Below are 17,532 nucleotides of genomic sequence, written 5' to 3'. Positions count from 1 at the left end.
GGCGGACTTGTGACGTCGGGAAGCCACCCTGGAAAAGGCCGACACCGGCTTAGCTGCTTCGACAGCCTTGGACAATGAGGTTGAATTACAGGTTGTAGCCGACGCTTAACCGTTGCCGACGAGGTCGCTTTGATCAAGCGTTCTCCTGATCTCCAGAAGCTTGCTGGATCTGCGTCATCACCTTTTGGGGATCCACATTCTCGGCGAGTTCCGGCAGCTCTTTGTCGGCCGGGGTCGAGATATTCAGACGCGCCGTCAAGGCAGCCACCATCTCGATCAGCCGCGTGGTTTCATGTTCGTTTAGAAGGCTGATCTGCAAATCCAGTTCGGCTCGGCGCTCGCTGTGGGCGGCCATTCTGTTCTGATTGATCAGCACAAAGGTAGACAGGAAGATTGCCTCAACCGAGGCGACCATGGCCAGGATCACGAAAGTCGGGTCCCAGGCTGGGACGGCTGGTATCTCGCCAAGGTTTGCGAGGACCCAGACGACAAGAATTGCAAGGTGCAGATAGACGAAAGTCATGCTTCCCGCGAAGCGCGAAACAGCGCCGGCGACCCACGCTTGAACGCCTTGGTGCTCCTCTTGCTGCCGCCTGTGCTCCACCAGGGCCTGTATGTTCTGGTGGAGCACCGACTGCATGTCGGCTGGACGTTGGTCGCTCATTTGAAAGCCCCGTTTGGAGATCATTCCGTGCAAGCGGCGTCGCTTATCGCCGGTGGCTCCCGCGAGGCCGGATCTGCCTTGAACTCGACGGCACGAGACTTGGGTCGCTGCCGACGGCCCGCTTGGAACAAGGTGTGCCGGCCTGCAATAGTGTGCACCATGCCAACCACCGCTTGCGGGGCGCTCTGATGAACCATATGGCCGGCGCCCGGAACCACCTCAAGGAGAGACCCACCGACTTCCACGTGCAAGCGTCGTGCATCGCGTTGCGCGTCGAACAACCGGTCCCCGGATCCCGCCATGATGCCGGTGGGCACGGCAATGTCCCTATAGTTGGCTTTTCCCAAGAGGGACGCGGCCAGCATCGATGCTGTCTCCAGAGAAACCGCCCGCAGTTGGGAAGGGCGGCTGGCGACATCTTTGGCCAGTGCGGCGAAGTCGCCGGCGACGACGGCGGGTTTAAAGATCTTCTCCATTGCCCAATGCCAAGCAAGCCTTACAAGCGGGGGCAGCAAGGTGTGACGAAACGCGGTGCCGATCACAGGCAATGCAGGGAGTGCGGCCAGTGCAAGATCCAGCCGCGGTGGCGGATAGTAGTAACCCGAGACCAGCACGATGCCGGCGACCGATTGAGAATGCCTGCGCGCCAATTCGAGGGCGATCCAAGCTCCCCAGGAATGTCCAAGCACGAGGTATTTCTCTATACCCAGCCCGCAGGCGGCGGCATGTATAAGGTCGGCTTGGTCGCGAGCGGACCAACGCCGGCCGCGCGGCCGTGAGCTTCGCCCAAAACCGGGACGATCAAATGCAATCACCCGGTAGGTCTTTGCCGCCTCATCGAAGATGCCGCTCGACTTGAAATCCTCCGCCATGGATCCATTGCCATGCAGGAGAAGCAGCGGCATGCCGGTTCCGGCTTCGATAAAATGCAGGCGCACACCATCGATTTCCATCACACGTCCGCATGCCCGGCCGGCAATCGCACGTTTGGCGCGGATGGCGTTGTATGCCGCCAGCGCCGCCAACGAGGCCGCGAGCAACCCGGTCGCGAGTTTCGGTCCATCTCTGTCGAACGCCATGCCCGTGCCTGTTGGAAACTATCTCCCGACCCCAACTCTCGGGGCGAAAGCTTGTTCCGCCAGACAAGACAACGCTGTACAACCGGCTCAAGCGGCTAAAGTAGGCCTTCTCCATGGAGTTGGGACCGTTAAGCCTGGGCAGCGCTGCTGCCTCCCATTTTCCAATCACCCTGCCAACGTGCGCGCACGGCAATCATCAGCATGGCCGCTTCCGTCATCCCGGTCTGGAAAAGTCTGACCAGCTCTCTCGCGATGGATTCTGCCGCGGTAGTGTCCGACGAAATCTCAAATTCCTCACACAGCGCGTCGAAAACCGACCGAAGCGTTTTCAGGTCGTCTGGATAGAGAGCGTCCGTATTCGTAAGAATGGGTCGGTCAAGCATCAAAACGTCTCCAAACGAGTGAAGTGCGGTTCGGGCACCCAGCCAGCGGGAGCTCGTCAAGTGCCCGCTGGTTTCCCCTTTATCCGCCACAGCGCGCCAAGCTGTCATTAACCTATGACCGGTGCGGCGTGTTCGGCTGACCGGCCCGCCAAAGAAACTGCCGTCCTGCGGGGAACTCTTGGCCGCAGACTGCATTTAAGTCCGGGCAAAACGGGGGCGAAATGGGGGCCACTTCAAGCAATCCGCGATCTGAACTGCAGCGCTTCGAGCTTTTGGCAGCGTTGGGCGACCGTATCCGCGAGATTACGGATCCCGCAGAACTGGCCTACGCAGCCGCGGAACTGCTGGGGAACCATTTTGGCATCAGCCGAGCCGGATACGGCACGATCGATCTAGAGAAAGAAACGATCACCATTGAAAGGGACTGGAACGCGCCAGGCATCAAAAGCCTGGCTGGGACGCTGAATTTCAGGAACTACGGCTCGTATATCGAGGATTTGAAGCGAGGCGAAACCGTTGTCTTTGAAAACGCCGAGACAGATCCGCGAACCAGCAGCCATGCGGAGGCACTCAAAGCCATCAGCGCCCAATCCGTCATCAACATGCCCGTTACCGAGCATGGCGGGCTGGTGGCGCTGTTATACCTGAACCACTCCGCGCCCAGACGCTGGGCGACGGAGGAAGTAGCCCTCATTTCGGCAGTCGCGGACCGGACGCGTACGGCGATAGAACGCCTTCGCGCCGAACTGGCCCTGCGTGAGAACGCCGAACGCCTTGCTTTTCTCGACCGCCTCGGCAGGGAGATAGCCCTCGCGGCCGACGCCGATGCTGTCATGCAGATCACCACTCGGCTCCTCGGCGAACATCTTGGCGTCTCGATTTGCGCCTATGCCGACATGGAGCAGGACCAAGACCATTTCACCATCCGCGGCGATTGGAGCGCACCTGGCTCGCCCAGCATCAGGGGATATTACAGTCTTGCCGATTTCGGTCGCCTGGCTGTCACCAACCTCAGCGCCAACAAGCCGCTTATCATCAACAACAACCTTGAGGAAATTGCTCCCGAGGAAGCGAAGACCTTTCAGGATATCGGGATAACGGCAACCATCTGTATGCCTTTGGTCAAACAAGGCCGACTGACTGCCCTGATGGCCATCCACGACAAGCAGCGCCACGTCTGGTCGCAACGCGAACTGTCCTTGCTGACCGAGGTGACGGAGCGGTCCTGGGCTCACATCGAGCGCGTTCGCTCGGAACAGGCGGCACGGGCCAGCGAGGAGAGGCTGAGGCTTGCCACCGACGCGGCCGCTATTGGCACCTGGGATTACGATCCCATCAGCGGAGTGCTGCGTTGGGACGACCGGTGCAAAGCCCTTTTTGGTTTGCCGCCGGACGCGGAGGTGACATATGAAAGCGCCTTCCTGGCGGGCCTCCACCCGGAAGATCGCGCACGGGCCGACGAGGCCGTACGCCAGTCGCTCGCGCCAGGCACCCCCTCCCGCTACGACATCGAATACCGGACGATCGGCCTTCGGGATGGCAAGGAGCGCTGGATTGCCGCAACGGGGGAAGCGCTTTTCCAGTCCGGCCGTGCGATCCGCTTCATCGGCACCGTGGTCGACGTCACCGCGCGAAAGCGGGTGGAGCATCAGCTTCAGTTGATGAACGCCACTGCGGCAGCCGTGGCGGCCGAGCTTGACGTAGAGCGAATTGTCCAGACGGTAACCGATGCCGGCGTGGTGCTGTCGGGCGCACAATTCGGAGCTTTCTTCTACAATGTGATCGACGACAAGGGCGACAGCTATGTGCTCTACGCCCTGTCGGGGGCACCTCGTTCTGCTTTCGAAAACTTTCCCATGCCGCGCAACACCGCGGTGTTCGAGCCCACTTTCCGCGGAACAAGCGTGGTGCGTTCCGACGATATCCTCACCGATCCGCGCTACGGCAAGAACTGGCCCCGCAAGGGAATGCCGGAGGGCCATCTACCGGTGCGTTCCTATCTCGCCGTGCCGGTCGTCTCGCGTTCGGGCGAGGTCCTGGGCGGCCTCTTCCTTGGTCATTCAGAGACCGGCGTGTTCGCCGAACAGCAAGAAGCGGCCTTGCTGGGGCTTGCCGGCCATGCCGCGACGGCCATCGACAACTCCCGGCTGTTCAAGGCGCTGCAGACACTCAACGGCACGCTCGAACAACGTGTCAAAGATGAAGTTGCGGAACGCGCCAGAGCAGAAGAGCACCTGCGCCAAGCCCAGAAGATGGAAGCTGTCGGACAGCTCACCGGTGGCATCGCGCACGACTTCAACAATATGCTGGCCGTCATCATCGGCGGCCTGAACCTTGTGCAGCGCAAGCTCAGAAACGGCGATACCAACGTCCACCAATTCGTAACCGGCGCGATCGATGGAGCACAACGTGCCGCAGAACTTACCAGGCGACTGCTCGCCTTTTCCCGCCAGCAACCACTGGCGCCGAAGCGGCTGAATCCAAATCGCCTCGTCTCCGGTATGAGCGAATTGCTGAACCGGACGCTTGGCGAGACCATCCAGATCGAGACCGTGCTCGCTGCGGGCCTATGGCATGTCGAGGCCGACGCAGGGCAATTGGAAAGCGCGCTGCTCAACCTTTGCGTCAACGCAAGGGATGCCATGCCTGCTGGCGGCAAGCTGACGATCGAGACATCAAACGCCCACGTCGACGATCGCTATGCCAGGGAGAACGCGATCCCCTCCGGCCAGTATGTGATGATAGCGGTCACCGATACAGGAACGGGCATGACTGCTGATGTTGTCGCAAGAGCCTTCGATCCGTTCTTCACCACCAAGGGGGTCGGCAAAGGCACCGGGCTGGGACTCAGCCAAGTCTATGGGTTTGTTCGCCAGTCCGGCGGCAGTGTGAAGATCTATTCCGAGCAGGGCATTGGAACCACCTTGAAAATATATTTGCCGCGCTCGCACCATGGCGTGCTCGACAGCCAAATCGACGTCGTGGCAGGCGAGCACCCCGGCTGTGCAGACGAGATCATCATGGTTGTCGAGGATGAAGATCGCGTCCGGCTGATGGCCGCGGAAGCGCTGCGGGAACTGGGCTACTCTGTGCTGGAAATGCAAGGTCCACGCGAAGCGCTGGTGGCCGTCGAAAGCGGGCAAGTGCCGTCGCTTCTGTTCACCGACGTGGTGATGCCGGAGATGTCGGGCCGGGAGCTGGTGGATCAGGTCAAGACAATGCACCCGTCGCTAAAAGTGCTCTACACCACCGGCTACACACGAAATGCGATTGTCCACAACGGCACGCTCGATTTCGGAACCGAACTTTTGACCAAGCCCTACACGATCGACGAATTGGCAGAGAAAGTCCGGAAGGTGCTGGATCGAAAGTGAACGGGCAACAGCCCGCGACGCTCGCCGTGTGACCGAACCCGGCGTTTGCCGCGTAAGGTGTGCGGCGAAACGGGCCGAAGGTGTCGACACCGACATCGTATTAATATGGCCCGGCTTCACTTTTCCGAGCCAGTATCCCTCCAGATTTTGTCTACCTCTTGCCCATCCGCGGCCTTGCTCATTGCTGTGATGGCGCAGCACGATCGAAATCTCGTTGCCGCCGGTCACCGGTCGGAGAAATAAATGCCGCCTCTGGCTCCCTGCGATGCTCAACACTGAAGTTACCGTAAAAATGCTCGCTGGCCGATGGCCGGATGGAACAATCAACTTGCCGGGATGTTCGGATGATCTAACCGGAGAGATGTCCATGTTCATGCACAACAAGCGCCTGCAATACACCGTTCGCGTCTCGGAGCCGAATCCTCGCCTGGCCTGCATGATCATGGAACAGTTCGGCGGCGCTGATGGCGAGCTTGCAGCGGCCATGCGCTATTTCACGCAAGGGCTTGGCGAGGACGATCTTGGCCGTCGCGACATGTTGCTCGATATTGCGACCGAAGAACTCAGCCATCTCGAAGTGGTGGGATCAATCGTCACCATGCTCAACAAGGGGCTCAAGGCACAGCTGGCCGAGGGCCAAATGAAGGAAGCCGACCTTTACCTGATGATCGGCGCCAGCGGCACAACAGCCAAGGAATCAATTCTGTTCGGCGGCGCTCCCGCGCTGTGCGACTCAGCCGGCGTTCCCTGGACCGCGGCCTATGTCGACTCGCGCGGTGAACCTACGGTGGATTTGCGGTCGAATATCGCCGCCGAAGCCCGCGCCAAGATCGTTTACGAACGCCTCATCAACATCACCGACGACCCGGGAATCAAGGACGCGCTCGGCTTCCTGATGACCCGCGAGATCGCGCACCAGAAGTCGTTCGAGAAAGCACTCTACGCGATCGAAAACAATTTCCCTTCCGGCAAGCTCCCAGGCGTAGAGAAGTACGCCAGCATGTATGTCAACACCTCTCAAGGCGACGGCGATGTCGCTGGCCCATGGAATTCCGGCGAAGAGTGGGATCGGATCGATGACCTTGAAGAGGTGATGCCCGTCGACGGCGGAGACGGCCTGGCAACTGTCAAGCTGGGGGCCAAAGACATGAAGGTGGTGGCCAGGATGGCCGACCGTACGCTTTCCGATCCGGCTTCCGATCCGACAACAGGCGCTGATCTAGGAGCGGGCCCGGGAGCTGGCCGTACCAAGAACGCCGATTTCGGCGGCGCGGCAAGCATTCAGGAGGCCCCGGCCGTGGCAGAGGCTGCTGTCAAACGCGCACGTAGGCGTTAGTACAGAGCCGACATCATTGCGGGCATCTATGTTCCGCGATGCGGCCGGAAGCTAACACCGACGAAGGCAGGGCGCCCGACCAGCAACGGACTTGGCCGGAGCGCTCGCATCGACATCTGTGCTGAATGTGGGTGAAGCAACCATGGCCACCGCCGCACCACGATCAGATTCGGAGCGTGCGGGCCAGCCGGACAAGGTCCGTCCCGACGGTTGCAAGAACCGGTGCATCGTGACAATCGGAGCATCGGCCGGCGGCGTCGACGCGCTGAAGAGACTTGTCCGCGATCTTTCGCCGGACATCCCGGCGGCTCTCCTCGTCGTACAGCACGTTGGTCCCACGAGTTACCTCGGCGACATTCTCGGTCGCGCTGCCAACATGCCCGTTGCAAATGCCTCCAACGGCATGAAGGTTAAAAACGGGCACATCTTCGTTGCACCGCCCGGAGCTCACCTTCTGTTACATGACGATCATATGCTGCTGCGGCGCGGGCCGCGCGAGAACCTGGCGCGCCCCGCCATCGACCCCCTGTTTCGATCGGCGGCCTGCAGCTTTGGCGGCAGCGTGATCGGCGTCGTGCTCACAGGCAGCCTCTCCGACGGCACCGCCGGCCTGCACGCAATCAAGATGTGCGGAGGCGTCAGCGTAGTCCAGGACCCCGGCGACGCCGCAGTACCCGATATGCCGCTGAGCGCCTTGCAGAATGTGGAAATCGACCATTGCGTCCCTCTGTCCGAAATGGCTGGCCTGTTGCACAGGCTTGCTTCCGAAATCGCAGGGCCGACACCAGAAATCCCGTCCGGCATCCGCCTTGAGGCAGCGATTGCAGCTCAGGAGCACAGCACAATGGAATTGACCGAAGGCCAGCTTGGCGCCCCCTCGACATTTGTCTGCCCCGAATGTCATGGCCCCCTATGGGAGATAGAAGACGGGCCGATTACCCGTTACCGCTGCCACACCGGACATGCGTTCGGAGCAGACGTTTTGATGCAGGCCCAGGCTGACGATGCGGAGCAGGCTCTTTGGAGCCTTTTAAGAGCGCACCAGCAGCGGGCTGAGTTGGCGAAACGTACGGCAAAACGCGAAGCCGCGCGGGAAAGACACAGCCTGGCCAGTCAAATGGCTGCGCGGGCCGCGGAATACGAAGCCGACGCGAAACTTATTGAAGAGATCATCCATCGTCGAACGCCGTGACAAGGCAACAGCGTTTGTCAGGGCGGGTACGTCTGCGCTGTCCCGATCGCGGTTTTCCCGGATCAGCCGCGTTGCCTCACCGCTTGGCCTGTGGCCACGGGTATCCAGGTCCCATGCTTTGATTGAACACCTGCACCCAAATCCAACTGCACGAATTTTATGCAAAGCAGGAACATAGAAGCATTACGCGAGTTAGGCACTGACGCATTGGACGTATCCTCGCATTCTGCGGTCTGCCGGGGTGGTCCTTGTTATGTGAACGAATGCCAGGACAATGTATCGCTATCAGCTTTTCGTACCTCTTTTTGGCCTGCTGTTGCTGATGGGTGGCCTGTTCCACGGGCACGAGGCCATGGCGCAGGAACCCTGTCCGGCCGACCACGACAAGCTGCTTGCAGCCCTCAAAGCCAACGTGAAGGCAAGCGGCGGACCAGCGAATGGCGGCTTTGAAACCAACGAATGGGCAGCCATCGTTGCCCGTGACGGCACTGTCTGCGCGATTGCGTTCAGCGGCCCCACCCCCGACTCGCAATGGCCGGGAAGTCGGCTCATAGCAGCGGAGAAAGCCAACACGGCCAACGGTCTCAGCCTGGCTCAGATGGCCCTCTCTACGGCCAATCTCTATGCGGGGGTGCAGCCGGGCGGGCCGCTATTTGGCCTGCAGGAGACCAATCCCGTCAACCAGGCCGCGGCCTATACGGGCGATCCCAAAACGTTCGGAAGCGCCGGCGACCCGCTCGTCGGCAAGCCGATCGGAGGCGTCGTGGTGTTTGGCGGCGGGCTTGCCCTCTACGACGGCAAGAGCATTGTCGGCGGCCTCGGCGTTTCAGGCGATTCCTCATGCGCCGATCACAATGTCGCCTGGCGTATCCGCGCGGCGCTCGGCTTCGACAAGGTCCCGGCAGGCGTCAATCCAAATCGCAAGGATGCCATTGTCTACGATCTGGACCCCGGCGGCAAAAGCGCTTCGGGCTGGGGCCATCCGCTTTGCGCCGGAACGGAGGCCGACATCGCCGCCGAACTCGGCGCCGGCGTGGGAGGCTCGATCAATAAATGAAAGCTATGCCGCAGTTGGCATTAACGCGCGTTGACGTAGAACGACGTACCCGCAAATTGGCAGCCGGGAATTCCTTTGGCGCTATCCTTCTGGTGACGCTGCTCGCATGCCTGCTGCTTCTGGGCGCTGCGTCCGAGCCTCCTAAAACACCAGCGATCGTACCGCCAGCCGCAGCTTCGCCACCCGATGACGGCCAATGGACGATGCCGGCCAAGAACTACGCGTCGACGCGCTTCAGCGAACTCTCCGAGATCAATGAAGGCAACGTCAAGAACCTGCAGGTCGCGTTCACGTTCTCGACAGGCGTGAACAAGGGCCAGGAAGCAGCGCCGCTGGTCGTCGGCAACACCATGTATATCGTGACGCCCTTTCCCAACTTCGTCTATGCGCTCGATCTCTCCAAGCCCGGCGCCCCGATGAAGTGGAAGTACGAACCCAATCCCGAGCCGGCGGCACAGGGAGTGGCCTGCTGCGACGTCGTCAACCGCGGGGTGGCATTCGCCGACGGGCGCATCTTTTTCAATACGCTGGACGGCCACACGATTGCCCTTGATGCGAACACGGGCAAGCCGATCTGGAACACTCATGTCGGCAACATCAACATCGGCGAGACCATCACCATGGCGCCGCTTGTGGTGAAGGGCAAAGTGTTGGTCGGCAATTCCGGCGGCGAGATGGGCGTTCGCGGCTGGGTAAAGGCGCTCGACGCCGGCGACGGTCATGTCGTCTGGATCGCCTATAGCACCGGGCCGGACAAGGACGTGCTGATCGGACCGGACTTCAAGCCGCACTACGACATGGACAAAGGCAAGGATCTTGGCGTCACGACGTGGCCGCCGGAAGCCTGGAAGATCGGCGGCGGCAACATGTGGGGCTGGATTTCCTATGATCCCGATCTGAACCTGATCTTCCACGGCACCGGCAATCCCGGACCATGGAATCCGGATTTGCGGCCGGGCGACAACAAGTGGACGTCTGGCATTTTCGCGCGCGATCCCGACACCGGCGCGGCGAAATGGTTCTATCAGTGGAGCCCGCACGACCTCCACGATTATGACGGCATCAACGAGCAGATCCTGCTCGACATGACCTGGCAGGGCAAGCCGCGCAAGGTGCTGATCCGGCCGGAGCGCAACGGCTATCTCTACATCCTCGACCGGACCACCGGCGAGGTGCTGTCGGCAAAACCCTTTGGTCCGGTCAACTCCAGCAAAGGCGTGGATCTGAAAACCGGCCGGCTGATCGTAAATCCGGACAAGAAGACCGGCACCGGCAAGGTCGTTCGCGATATCTGTCCGACGGCGTCTGGCCTCAAGGACTGGCAGCCTTCCGCGTTCTCGCCGAAGACCGGCCTGCTCTACATCCCGCACAACAATCTGTGCATGGATGAAGAAGGCGTCGAGGTGAACTACATCGCCGGCACGCCCTATGTGGGCATGAACGTCCGCATGATACCAGGGCCTGGCGGCAATCGCGGCGCCTTCACCGCCTGGGACATCGCCGCAGAGAAACCGGCCTGGAGCCTCAAGGAGAATTTCCCGGTGTGGAGCGGCGCGGTAGTGACCGCCGGCGACGTTGTCTTCTATGGCACGATGGAAGGCTGGTTCAAGGCGGTCAGCGCCAAGACCGGAGACCTGCTTTGGCAGTTCAAGACCTCGTCCGGGATCATCGGCCAGCCCATCACCTATCGCGGTCCCGACGGGCACCAATATGTCGCCATCCTCTCAGGCGTCGGCGGCTGGGCCGGCGCCATTGTATCGGGCGATCTTGACCCGCGTGACGCCACCGCCGCGCTCGGTTTCGTCAATGCCATGAAGGATCTGAAGAACGCGACAACCTCGGGAGGCACGCTTTATGTGTTCCGGCTGCCTTGATGGATTGTACTTGACCGTAGGTCCGGCGCGAAAGGGGTGTCAACGGCTGGCGATCGGCATGGCCGCGATCGCCTTCGTGTTCTTGACGGCCACAGCCGACGCACGTGAGCTGAGGGTCTGCGCCGATCCGAACAACCTGCCGTTCTCCAACGCGGCAGGTCAGGGCTTCGAGAACAGGATCGCCGAAATCGTTGCGTCCGATCTCGGCGCCAAGCTGACCTATACCTGGTGGGCGCAGCGTCGCGGCTTCATCCGCAACACGCTGAAGGCGGGCCTGTGCGATCTCGTGCCGGGCACGCCGAGCAACCTCGAAATGCTGCGCACCACCACGCCCTACTACCGATCGTCCTATGTCTTCGTCACCCGCAGGGACGGCCCCGACGTAGCATCGTTCAATGATCCGCGGCTGCGCGACATGCGGATCGGTGTTCAGCTCATCGGCAACGATGGCGCCAATTCGCCTCCGGTCCAGGCGCTTGGCCGCCGCGGTATCGTCGGGCACCTCGTTGGCTATCCGGTCTATGGCGATTATTCCGCCCCCAACCCGCCGGCGCGCATCGTCGAAGCGGTGGCGAGTGGCGAGATCGACCTTGCCGTGGTCTGGGGCCCCCTCGCCGGCTACTTCGCCGCAAGGCAGAAGGTGCCGCTCCGCATCACGCCGGTTGCGCCCCGCATCGATGGACCGCAACTGCCGATGATCTATGACATCTCGATGGGCGTCCGCCGCGAAGACGATGCGCTGCGCGGCGATGTCAATGGCGCCCTGTCCAGGCACAAGGGCGAGATAGATGCCTTGCTGTCACAGTATGGCGTGCCCCGCCTCGATCCCTCGGGGAGCCCGGTGCGATGAGAGCCGCGGTGGCCATGCTCCTGTTTCCAGTCCTGGCGCTCGCTGCCTGCCAGCGCGAGGAACGTGACACGCGCCCGCAATCGGCGCTCGGATCGGGCGAGCAGCCGACGCCTGTGACCACGCTGGAGCCCGGCGGACAGCGCCCCCCCGCCAGCGACAACAAGGCGGCGAGCTTCGAGGCCAACGCCTTCCACATGAGCGAAGGGAAACGGCTTTTCGGCTGGTTCAACTGTTCGGGATGCCACGCCAATGGCGGCGGCGGCATGGGGCCGGCCCTGATGGACCAGAAGTGGCTCTATGGCAGCTCGATCGAAAGCATCCATGCCACGATCCGCGACGGTCGGCCAAACGGCATGCCGAGCTTCCGCGACAAGATTCCCGACGACCAGATCTGGGAGCTTGCGGCTTTCGTGCGCTCGCTGAGCGGCAACGCGCCGTCTTCCGCCGCGCCGCAACGCAATGACGACATGATGGCGCATCCGTCGGAAAACCGCATGCCCGACGCGGCCACGCTGGGGAAGTCGCCGTGAAACGTCTCGTCTCGATGGCGTTCGCCACCGCCGGCGCTCTGTTGCTCCAGGGATGCGCGGGCTGGCAATCCGCCCTCGACCCGAAAGGTCCTGCGGCGAGCGAACTGGCATGGCTGATCTGGTTCTTCACCGCGCTCTGCGCCGTGGTGTGGGTGCTGGTGATGATCGCCCTCGTCGTGCCCTTGATGATGCGCTCGCGCGCGCAGGCGGAGCCGCTCGCGATCAAGGCCGGCGCCGACGACCGGAAGCTGCGCGCGGTGATGACCGCCGTCGGGTTGACCGCCATTGTCCTGATCGGACTGACCTTGCTGAGCTTCTTCGCCAACAGGACGCTCGCCGCGATCGGCTCGGATGCCGCACTGACCATTCGGGTCACCGGCCATCAATGGTGGTGGGAGGTGCGCTATGAGGATGCCACGCCAAGCCGCATCCTGACCACGGCGAACGAGATCCATATCCCCGCCGGAGAGCCGGTGCGGCTTCTTCTGACCTCGACCGACGTCATCCATTCCTTCTGGATTCCGAGCCTTTCGGGCAAGCTCGACCTCATTCCCGGCCACATGAACGTGCTCGACCTCAAGGCAGACAAGCCTGGTGTTTACCGAGGTCAATGCGCCGAGTTCTGCGGGGCGCAGCACGCAAACATGGGCACCTTCATCATCGCCGAGCCGCGTGCGAAGTTCGACGCCTGGTGGAACGACCAGTTGCAGCCGGCAGCTACTCCGACGGGGGACGAGGCCAAGGCCGGCCAGGATCTGTTTCTGAAGCGCCCTTGCGTGATGTGTCACAGAATAGGCGGCACGCCTGCCGGAGGAACGGTCGCCCCTGACCTCACCCATATAGCCAGCCGGCAGACGCTTGCCGCCGGGACATTGACGATGAGCCGCGGCAATCTCGCCGCCTGGATAGCCGACCCACAGGGCATCAAGCCCGGATCCCACATGCCGGTGGTGGAGCTCAGCGGCGACGAACTCAACGCCATGGTCGCCTACCTCGAGGCGCTTAAATGAGCAGCGCGGACCTCACAAGCGAACGCGACCTGCCGCGCGAAACGCCCGCCACAGGCGACGTCGCACCCGAGCATGACGGACCGCGCGACACCGGCATGGACGATGCCAGCCTGGATCGCTGGCTGGCGCGGACATGGCGCACGCCCCCCGGCATCATCGGCGCGCTGTCGAGCGTCGACCACAAGGTCGTCGCACGGCGCTATCTGATCACCGCCTTCGTGTTTCTGTGCCTGGGCGGGCTCAACGCTGTCGCCATGCGCATCCAGCTCTCAGGGCCGCAGCGCGGTCTGATCGGCCCGGACCTCTACAACCAGCTGTTCACGATGCATGGTGTGACCATGATGTTCCTGTTCGCCGTGCCCATCGTGCAGGCGACAGGCATCTATCTCGTCCCGCTGATGGTCGGCAGCCGCAACATCGCCTTTCCCCGCCTGAACGCGTTCAGCTACTGGATCTATGTTTCGGGCGGTATATTTGCCTGGGTGTCTTTCGCGCTCAACATGGCGCCCGACGTCGGCTGGTTTGCTTATGTGCCGCTGTCAGGCCCCGAATTCGCGCCGGGCAAGCGGGCCGACGTCTGGGCCCAGATGATCACTTATACAGAAGTATCCTCGCTGGCGGTCGCGGTGGCAACCATCGTCACCGTGTTCAAGCAGCGAGCCCCCGGCATGTCGCTGGACAGGATTCCGCTCTACGTCTGGGCAATGCTGGTTACCTCCTTCGTCGTCGTCTTCGCCATGCCCGCGGTGATGATCACCTCGACCTTCCTGATCCTCGACCGGCTGGTCGGCACACATATCTTCAACCCCGCCGAGGGCGGCGACGCACTGCTCTTCCAGCATCTGTTCTGGTTCTTTGGCCATCCCGAGGTCTACATCATCTTCCTGCCGGCGACGGGCATGGTCTCCGCGATCATCCCGGTCTTCGCCCGGCGTCCCGTGTTCGGGCATCTCGGGCTGGTCTTGTCGCTGATCGCCGTCGGTTTCCTTTCGTTCGGCCTCTGGGTCCATCACATGTTCGCGACGGGGCTACCCAAGCTCGGCGCCAGCTTCTTCACCGCGTCGAGCATGCTGATCGCCATCCCCAATGGCGTTCAGATCTTCTGCTGGCTGGCGACCTTGTGGGACGGCAGGCCGGTGATCCGCACGCCGCTGCTGTTCGTGTTCGGCTTCTTTTTCATCTTCGTCATCGGCGGCCTCACCGGCGTCATGCTCGCTTCGGTGCCGCTGGACCTCCAGGTGCACGACACTTATTTCGTCGTCGCCCATTTCCATTACGTGCTGATCGGCGGTTCGGTCTTCCCGCTGCTGGGCGCGGCCTATTTCTGGTTCCCCAAGATCAGCGGCCGCATGATGAGCGAGCGTCTCGGGCGCTGGCATTTCTGGCTGGCTTTCATCGGCTTCAACGCGGCTTTTTTTCCAATGCATCTCGTCGGGCTCTGGGGCATGCCACGAAGGGTCTACACCTATCCGGCCGAGCTTGGCTGGGGCAACATCAACATGTTCATCAGCGCTGGCGCGGTGCTCTTTTTCCTCAGCTTCGTACTGTTCACTTTCAATCTTGTACACGGCGCGTTGAAGGGCGCGCTGGCCGGAAACAATCCCTGGGATGCCGGTACGCTCGAATGGGCGACGTCTTCGCCGCCGCCAAGCTATAATTTCGCGCGGATACCGATTGTCACACATGTCGAGCCGCTCTGGGCCGAACGGGAGGCGCTGCCTGTGGCGACCGGACTCCGCGTCGATGTCCGTGAGCTATTGATCTCAACCGTGGCGGAAGCCCACCCCGACATTCGCGAGAAATCGGCGACACCGTCGATCTGGCCGCTGCTGGCGGCAATCGCCGTCGGCAGTACGTTTGTCTACTCGATCTTCACGCCCTGGGCGATCGTCTGGGGCGCCGCGCCGATCGCCATCACCTTGATCGGCTGGTTCTGGCCCAAGGACGACCCGGAGGATGAGGGATGAGTGAGCGTCCCAGCTTGGATCTTTCGGACCTCCCAACCTTTGGACATGGTCCGCGCAGCCCGACCTGGTGGGGAACGCTCGGCTTCATGGCGCTGGAAGGCATGGGCTTTGCGTTGGCCGCCGGCGCTTATCTCTATCTCGCGACCTTGTGGCCCAATTGGCGTCTAAGCGCCCCGGAACCCAACCATTGGCCCGGGACGATCGTCACCATCCTGTTTATCATCAGCGTGGTGCCGAACCACATCCTCCACGGCTACGCCAAGCAATGCGCGATCGTGCCGGTGCGGATCGGGCTGGTGGTGATGTCGCTGCTCGGTCTGGCCCCGCTTGTCGTGCGCTGGTTCGAATTCCCGGCGCTGAACATCTACTGGGACACGAACGCCTATGGCTCGATGCTCTGGGTGCTGCTCGGGCTGCACACCACACACCTGATCACCGATGTCGGCGACACCATCGTTTTGACGGTGCTGATGTTCACACGCCATGGCTATAGCGGCCGGCGCTTCGGCGATGTCGGCGACAATGTCTTCTATTGGGATTTCGTGGTGCTGACCTGGATCCCGATCTATCTGCTCATCTACTGGATGCCGAGGCTAGGCTGATGCGTGCGTTGAAAATGGGAACGTCCTGGGCTGGTCTTCTGTCGGGGCCGATGGCTTGGGCAATCTCGACGCAGCTGAACTACGCACTCGTACCATGGCAGTGCAACCGCCAGGTGCCGGTGGTGCTTCCCGTGGCACTGGTGCTCGCCGTGCTTTCGCTGCTCGGCGGTGCCTTGTCATGGCGGGCGAAGCGGCAGGGCGGCGCCGCCTTCAAGCCTGAGCGCACGCGCAGCACCGAGCAGTTCGTCGCCGATCTCGGCATGCTTGCGGCATTGCTGTTTGCCCTCGTCATCATCGTGCAAGGCAGCGCGGCTCTCATTCTCGACGAGTGCCTGCGATGAGCTTCGACGCGTTCTTCTCGACCTCGATCTGCTACGGCGCCGGCGCGCCCGAGGCCGGATGGACGCTCGCATTTCCCATCACGTTTCCGCTGGCCGCGATTGCCTTCCTTTATTCCATCGGAGCGACTCGGTTGTGGCGCCGCAGCAGCCGAGGCCGTCCCGAGCGGATGCGGCAGGCGTTGTTTTTCGCCGCCGGTTGGGGCGTGCTGACGGCAGCACTGGTCAGCCCCATCCACGCGCTCGGCGAGCGGGTGTTTGCCGCCCATATGATCGAGCATGAACTGCTGATGGCGGTGGCGGCGCCCCTCCTTGTCGCCGCTTGCCCAGGCGCAGTCCTGCTCTGGTCCTTGCCGGCCTCACTTCGCCGCGGAACGGGCAAGCTCACGCGCGCAAAGACGCTGCAATCGGTTTGGGCCCTGGTGATCCGCCCCCTCAACGCGACGATCATTCACGGCGTCGCCATCTGGATCTGGCACATTCCGGCGTTGTTCCAGGCAGCGCTCCAGCAGGGCTTTCTTCATTATGCCCAGCATGCGAGCTTCCTCGGCACAGCCTTGCTGTTCTGGTGGGCGCTCCTTCCGCGCCCCGGTCGACAGCAGACCTATGGCAGCTCCGTCATGCATCTTTTCTTCACCTCGCTTCATACCGGCCTGCTCGGTGTCCTGCTGCTGATGTCGCCCAAACTCTGGTATCCGGAGAATGGCGCCGGCGCCGCGTTGTGGGGCCTGACCGCGATCGAGGACCAGCAGCTCGCCGGATTGGTAATGTGGGTTCCGGCCGGCTTGATCTATGGCGGCGCCGCCCTGCTGCTCGCCGGCCTCTGGATAAGCAGCAGCGCAACCAGGGAGGCAACACATGCGCTCAGACCTGGGTAGGCTGATCGGGCGCGCCCTTGCCGCAATCCTGCTGCTGGCTGCGGCTGTCGCAGCGGCGACTTTGTGGTCCGACAGGCGCGAGCGCGTCCGGCACGAGTCGGATGCGGCGACCGGCGGCGTAGGCGCCCGCGCCATTCCAATCATGACGGCGAATGGCTGCTCCGGCTGCCATACGATACCCGGCGTGCCGGGTGCGCAAGGCCAGGTCGGACCCCGCCTGGACGGTGGCCTTGCCGACAGGGTCTTTATCGGTGGCCTGCTGGCAAACAATCCGGAGAACATGATCCGCTGGATACGCTCGGCGAGGGAAGTCAATCCGCACACGGCCATGCCGTCGACGAGGATCACCGAGCAACAGGCGCGGGACATCGCCGCTTATCTCTATGCTTTGAGGTAAA

At 62.2% G+C, this 17,532-nt stretch carries 16 protein-coding genes; 13 read left to right on the top strand and 3 right to left on the bottom strand.

Annotation, left to right across the window (positions count from 1 at the left end; all coding sequences use genetic code 11):
• Window positions 1–133: 133 nt before the first annotated feature.
• The 3 genes from X733_RS161395 to X733_RS161405 all read right to left on the bottom strand — a co-directional run bounded on the left by X733_RS161395 (window position 134) and on the right by X733_RS161405 (window position 2,126).
• Complete coding sequence (locus tag X733_RS161395) at window positions 134–664, bottom strand: DUF1003 domain-containing protein (protein WP_023687817.1); 531 nt, start codon at window positions 662–664, stop codon at window positions 134–136.
• Window positions 665–684: 20 nt separating this feature from the next.
• Window positions 685–1,743 carry an alpha/beta hydrolase gene (locus X733_RS161400; protein WP_023817821.1) on the bottom strand — a complete coding sequence of 353 codons (1,059 nt, stop codon included), beginning with the start codon at window positions 1,741–1,743 and terminating at the stop codon, window positions 685–687.
• Window positions 1,744–1,871: 128 nt separating this feature from the next.
• Window positions 1,872–2,126: a hypothetical protein gene (locus tag X733_RS161405; protein ID WP_023817820.1), complete on the bottom strand. Its 255-nt coding sequence runs from the start codon at window positions 2,124–2,126 to the stop codon at window positions 1,872–1,874.
• A 221-nt stretch (window positions 2,127–2,347) separates the two neighbouring features.
• On the opposite strand from X733_RS161405, the gene X733_RS161410 reads away from it, so the two are divergent.
• From X733_RS161410 to X733_RS161470, 13 genes are all read left to right on the top strand, one after another.
• The gene (locus X733_RS161410; protein WP_023817819.1) at window positions 2,348–5,500 is read left to right on the top strand and encodes a GAF domain-containing protein; all 3,153 of its coding nucleotides are present in this window, start codon (window positions 2,348–2,350) and stop codon (window positions 5,498–5,500) included.
• A 367-nt stretch (window positions 5,501–5,867) separates the two neighbouring features.
• Window positions 5,868–6,836 (top strand): manganese catalase family protein, encoded by a 969-nt coding sequence (locus X733_RS161415; RefSeq protein WP_023681124.1) that lies wholly within the window; start codon window positions 5,868–5,870, stop codon window positions 6,834–6,836.
• Window positions 6,837–6,978: 142 nt separating this feature from the next.
• Entirely contained in the window at window positions 6,979–8,028 is a 1,050-nt protein-coding gene (locus X733_RS161420; protein WP_023700011.1) for a chemotaxis protein CheB, read from the top strand.
• A gap of 274 nt (window positions 8,029–8,302) precedes the next feature.
• Window positions 8,303–9,085 carry a heme-binding protein gene (locus tag X733_RS161425; RefSeq protein WP_023668014.1) on the top strand — a complete coding sequence of 261 codons (783 nt, stop codon included), beginning with the start codon at window positions 8,303–8,305 and terminating at the stop codon, window positions 9,083–9,085.
• Complete coding sequence (locus X733_RS161430) at window positions 9,082–10,959, top strand: methanol/ethanol family PQQ-dependent dehydrogenase (RefSeq protein WP_023748051.1); 1,878 nt, start codon at window positions 9,082–9,084, stop codon at window positions 10,957–10,959. Before X733_RS161425 ends, X733_RS161430 begins: the two co-directional genes overlap by 4 nt.
• 58 nt (window positions 10,960–11,017) lie before the next feature.
• Complete coding sequence (locus X733_RS161435) at window positions 11,018–11,809, top strand: substrate-binding domain-containing protein (protein ID WP_245274381.1); 792 nt, start codon at window positions 11,018–11,020, stop codon at window positions 11,807–11,809.
• Entirely contained in the window at window positions 11,806–12,339 is a 534-nt protein-coding gene (locus X733_RS161440) for a c-type cytochrome (RefSeq protein ID WP_023681119.1), read from the top strand. The genes X733_RS161435 and X733_RS161440 overlap by 4 nt, the downstream gene beginning before the upstream one ends.
• Window positions 12,336–13,349 carry a cytochrome c oxidase subunit II gene (gene coxB / locus X733_RS161445; RefSeq protein WP_023668010.1) on the top strand — a complete coding sequence of 338 codons (1,014 nt, stop codon included), beginning with the start codon at window positions 12,336–12,338 and terminating at the stop codon, window positions 13,347–13,349. Before X733_RS161440 ends, coxB begins: the two co-directional genes overlap by 4 nt.
• Window positions 13,346–15,316, top strand: a complete 1,971-nt coding sequence (gene ctaD / locus X733_RS161450; RefSeq protein WP_023817817.1) for a cytochrome c oxidase subunit I — start codon at window positions 13,346–13,348, stop codon at window positions 15,314–15,316. The genes coxB and ctaD overlap by 4 nt, the downstream gene beginning before the upstream one ends.
• Entirely contained in the window at window positions 15,313–15,918 is a 606-nt protein-coding gene (locus X733_RS161455) for a cytochrome c oxidase subunit III (protein WP_023704607.1), read from the top strand. Before ctaD ends, X733_RS161455 begins: the two co-directional genes overlap by 4 nt.
• Window positions 15,918–16,259 (top strand): hypothetical protein, encoded by a 342-nt coding sequence (locus X733_RS161460; protein WP_023817816.1) that lies wholly within the window; start codon window positions 15,918–15,920, stop codon window positions 16,257–16,259. Before X733_RS161455 ends, X733_RS161460 begins: the two co-directional genes overlap by 1 nt.
• Window positions 16,256–17,134, top strand: coding sequence for a cytochrome c oxidase assembly protein (locus tag X733_RS161465; protein WP_023704606.1), 879 nt, complete (start codon window positions 16,256–16,258; stop codon window positions 17,132–17,134). Before X733_RS161460 ends, X733_RS161465 begins: the two co-directional genes overlap by 4 nt.
• Window positions 17,115–17,531, top strand: coding sequence for a c-type cytochrome (locus X733_RS161470; protein ID WP_023817815.1), 417 nt, complete (start codon window positions 17,115–17,117; stop codon window positions 17,529–17,531). The genes X733_RS161465 and X733_RS161470 overlap by 20 nt, the downstream gene beginning before the upstream one ends.
• Window position 17,532 lies beyond the last annotated feature (1 nt).

It is taken from the genome of Mesorhizobium sp. L2C066B000 (assembly GCF_000502335.1).
Classification (GTDB): domain Bacteria; phylum Pseudomonadota; class Alphaproteobacteria; order Rhizobiales; family Rhizobiaceae; genus Mesorhizobium.
The sequence above is the reverse complement of the archived record's forward strand: the minus strand, read 5'-3'. Positions and strand labels throughout refer to the sequence as shown.

Excerpts from the sequence above, each read along its gene's own strand:
- X733_RS161395 (WP_023687817.1), bottom strand. The coding sequence starts at position 664 with ATGAGCGACCAACGTCCAGCCGACATGCAGTCGGTGCTCCACCAGAAC.
- X733_RS161400 (WP_023817821.1), bottom strand. The coding sequence starts at position 1,743 with ATGGCGTTCGACAGAGATGGACCGAAACTCGCGACCGGGTTGCTCGCG.
- X733_RS161405 (WP_023817820.1), bottom strand. The coding sequence starts at position 2,126 with ATGCTTGACCGACCCATTCTTACGAATACGGACGCTCTCTATCCAGAC.
- X733_RS161410 (WP_023817819.1), top strand. The coding sequence starts at position 2,348 with ATGGGGGCCACTTCAAGCAATCCGCGATCTGAACTGCAGCGCTTCGAG.
- X733_RS161415 (WP_023681124.1), top strand. The coding sequence starts at position 5,868 with ATGTTCATGCACAACAAGCGCCTGCAATACACCGTTCGCGTCTCGGAG.
- X733_RS161420 (WP_023700011.1), top strand. The coding sequence starts at position 6,979 with ATGGCCACCGCCGCACCACGATCAGATTCGGAGCGTGCGGGCCAGCCG.
- X733_RS161425 (WP_023668014.1), top strand. The coding sequence starts at position 8,303 with ATGTATCGCTATCAGCTTTTCGTACCTCTTTTTGGCCTGCTGTTGCTG.
- X733_RS161430 (WP_023748051.1), top strand. The coding sequence starts at position 9,082 with ATGAAAGCTATGCCGCAGTTGGCATTAACGCGCGTTGACGTAGAACGA.
- X733_RS161435 (WP_245274381.1), top strand. The coding sequence starts at position 11,018 with ATGGCCGCGATCGCCTTCGTGTTCTTGACGGCCACAGCCGACGCACGT.
- X733_RS161440 (WP_023681119.1), top strand. The coding sequence starts at position 11,806 with ATGAGAGCCGCGGTGGCCATGCTCCTGTTTCCAGTCCTGGCGCTCGCT.
- ctaD (WP_023817817.1), top strand. The coding sequence starts at position 13,346 with ATGAGCAGCGCGGACCTCACAAGCGAACGCGACCTGCCGCGCGAAACG.
- X733_RS161455 (WP_023704607.1), top strand. The coding sequence starts at position 15,313 with ATGAGTGAGCGTCCCAGCTTGGATCTTTCGGACCTCCCAACCTTTGGA.
- X733_RS161460 (WP_023817816.1), top strand. The coding sequence starts at position 15,918 with ATGCGTGCGTTGAAAATGGGAACGTCCTGGGCTGGTCTTCTGTCGGGG.
- X733_RS161465 (WP_023704606.1), top strand. The coding sequence starts at position 16,256 with ATGAGCTTCGACGCGTTCTTCTCGACCTCGATCTGCTACGGCGCCGGC.
- X733_RS161470 (WP_023817815.1), top strand. The coding sequence starts at position 17,115 with ATGCGCTCAGACCTGGGTAGGCTGATCGGGCGCGCCCTTGCCGCAATC.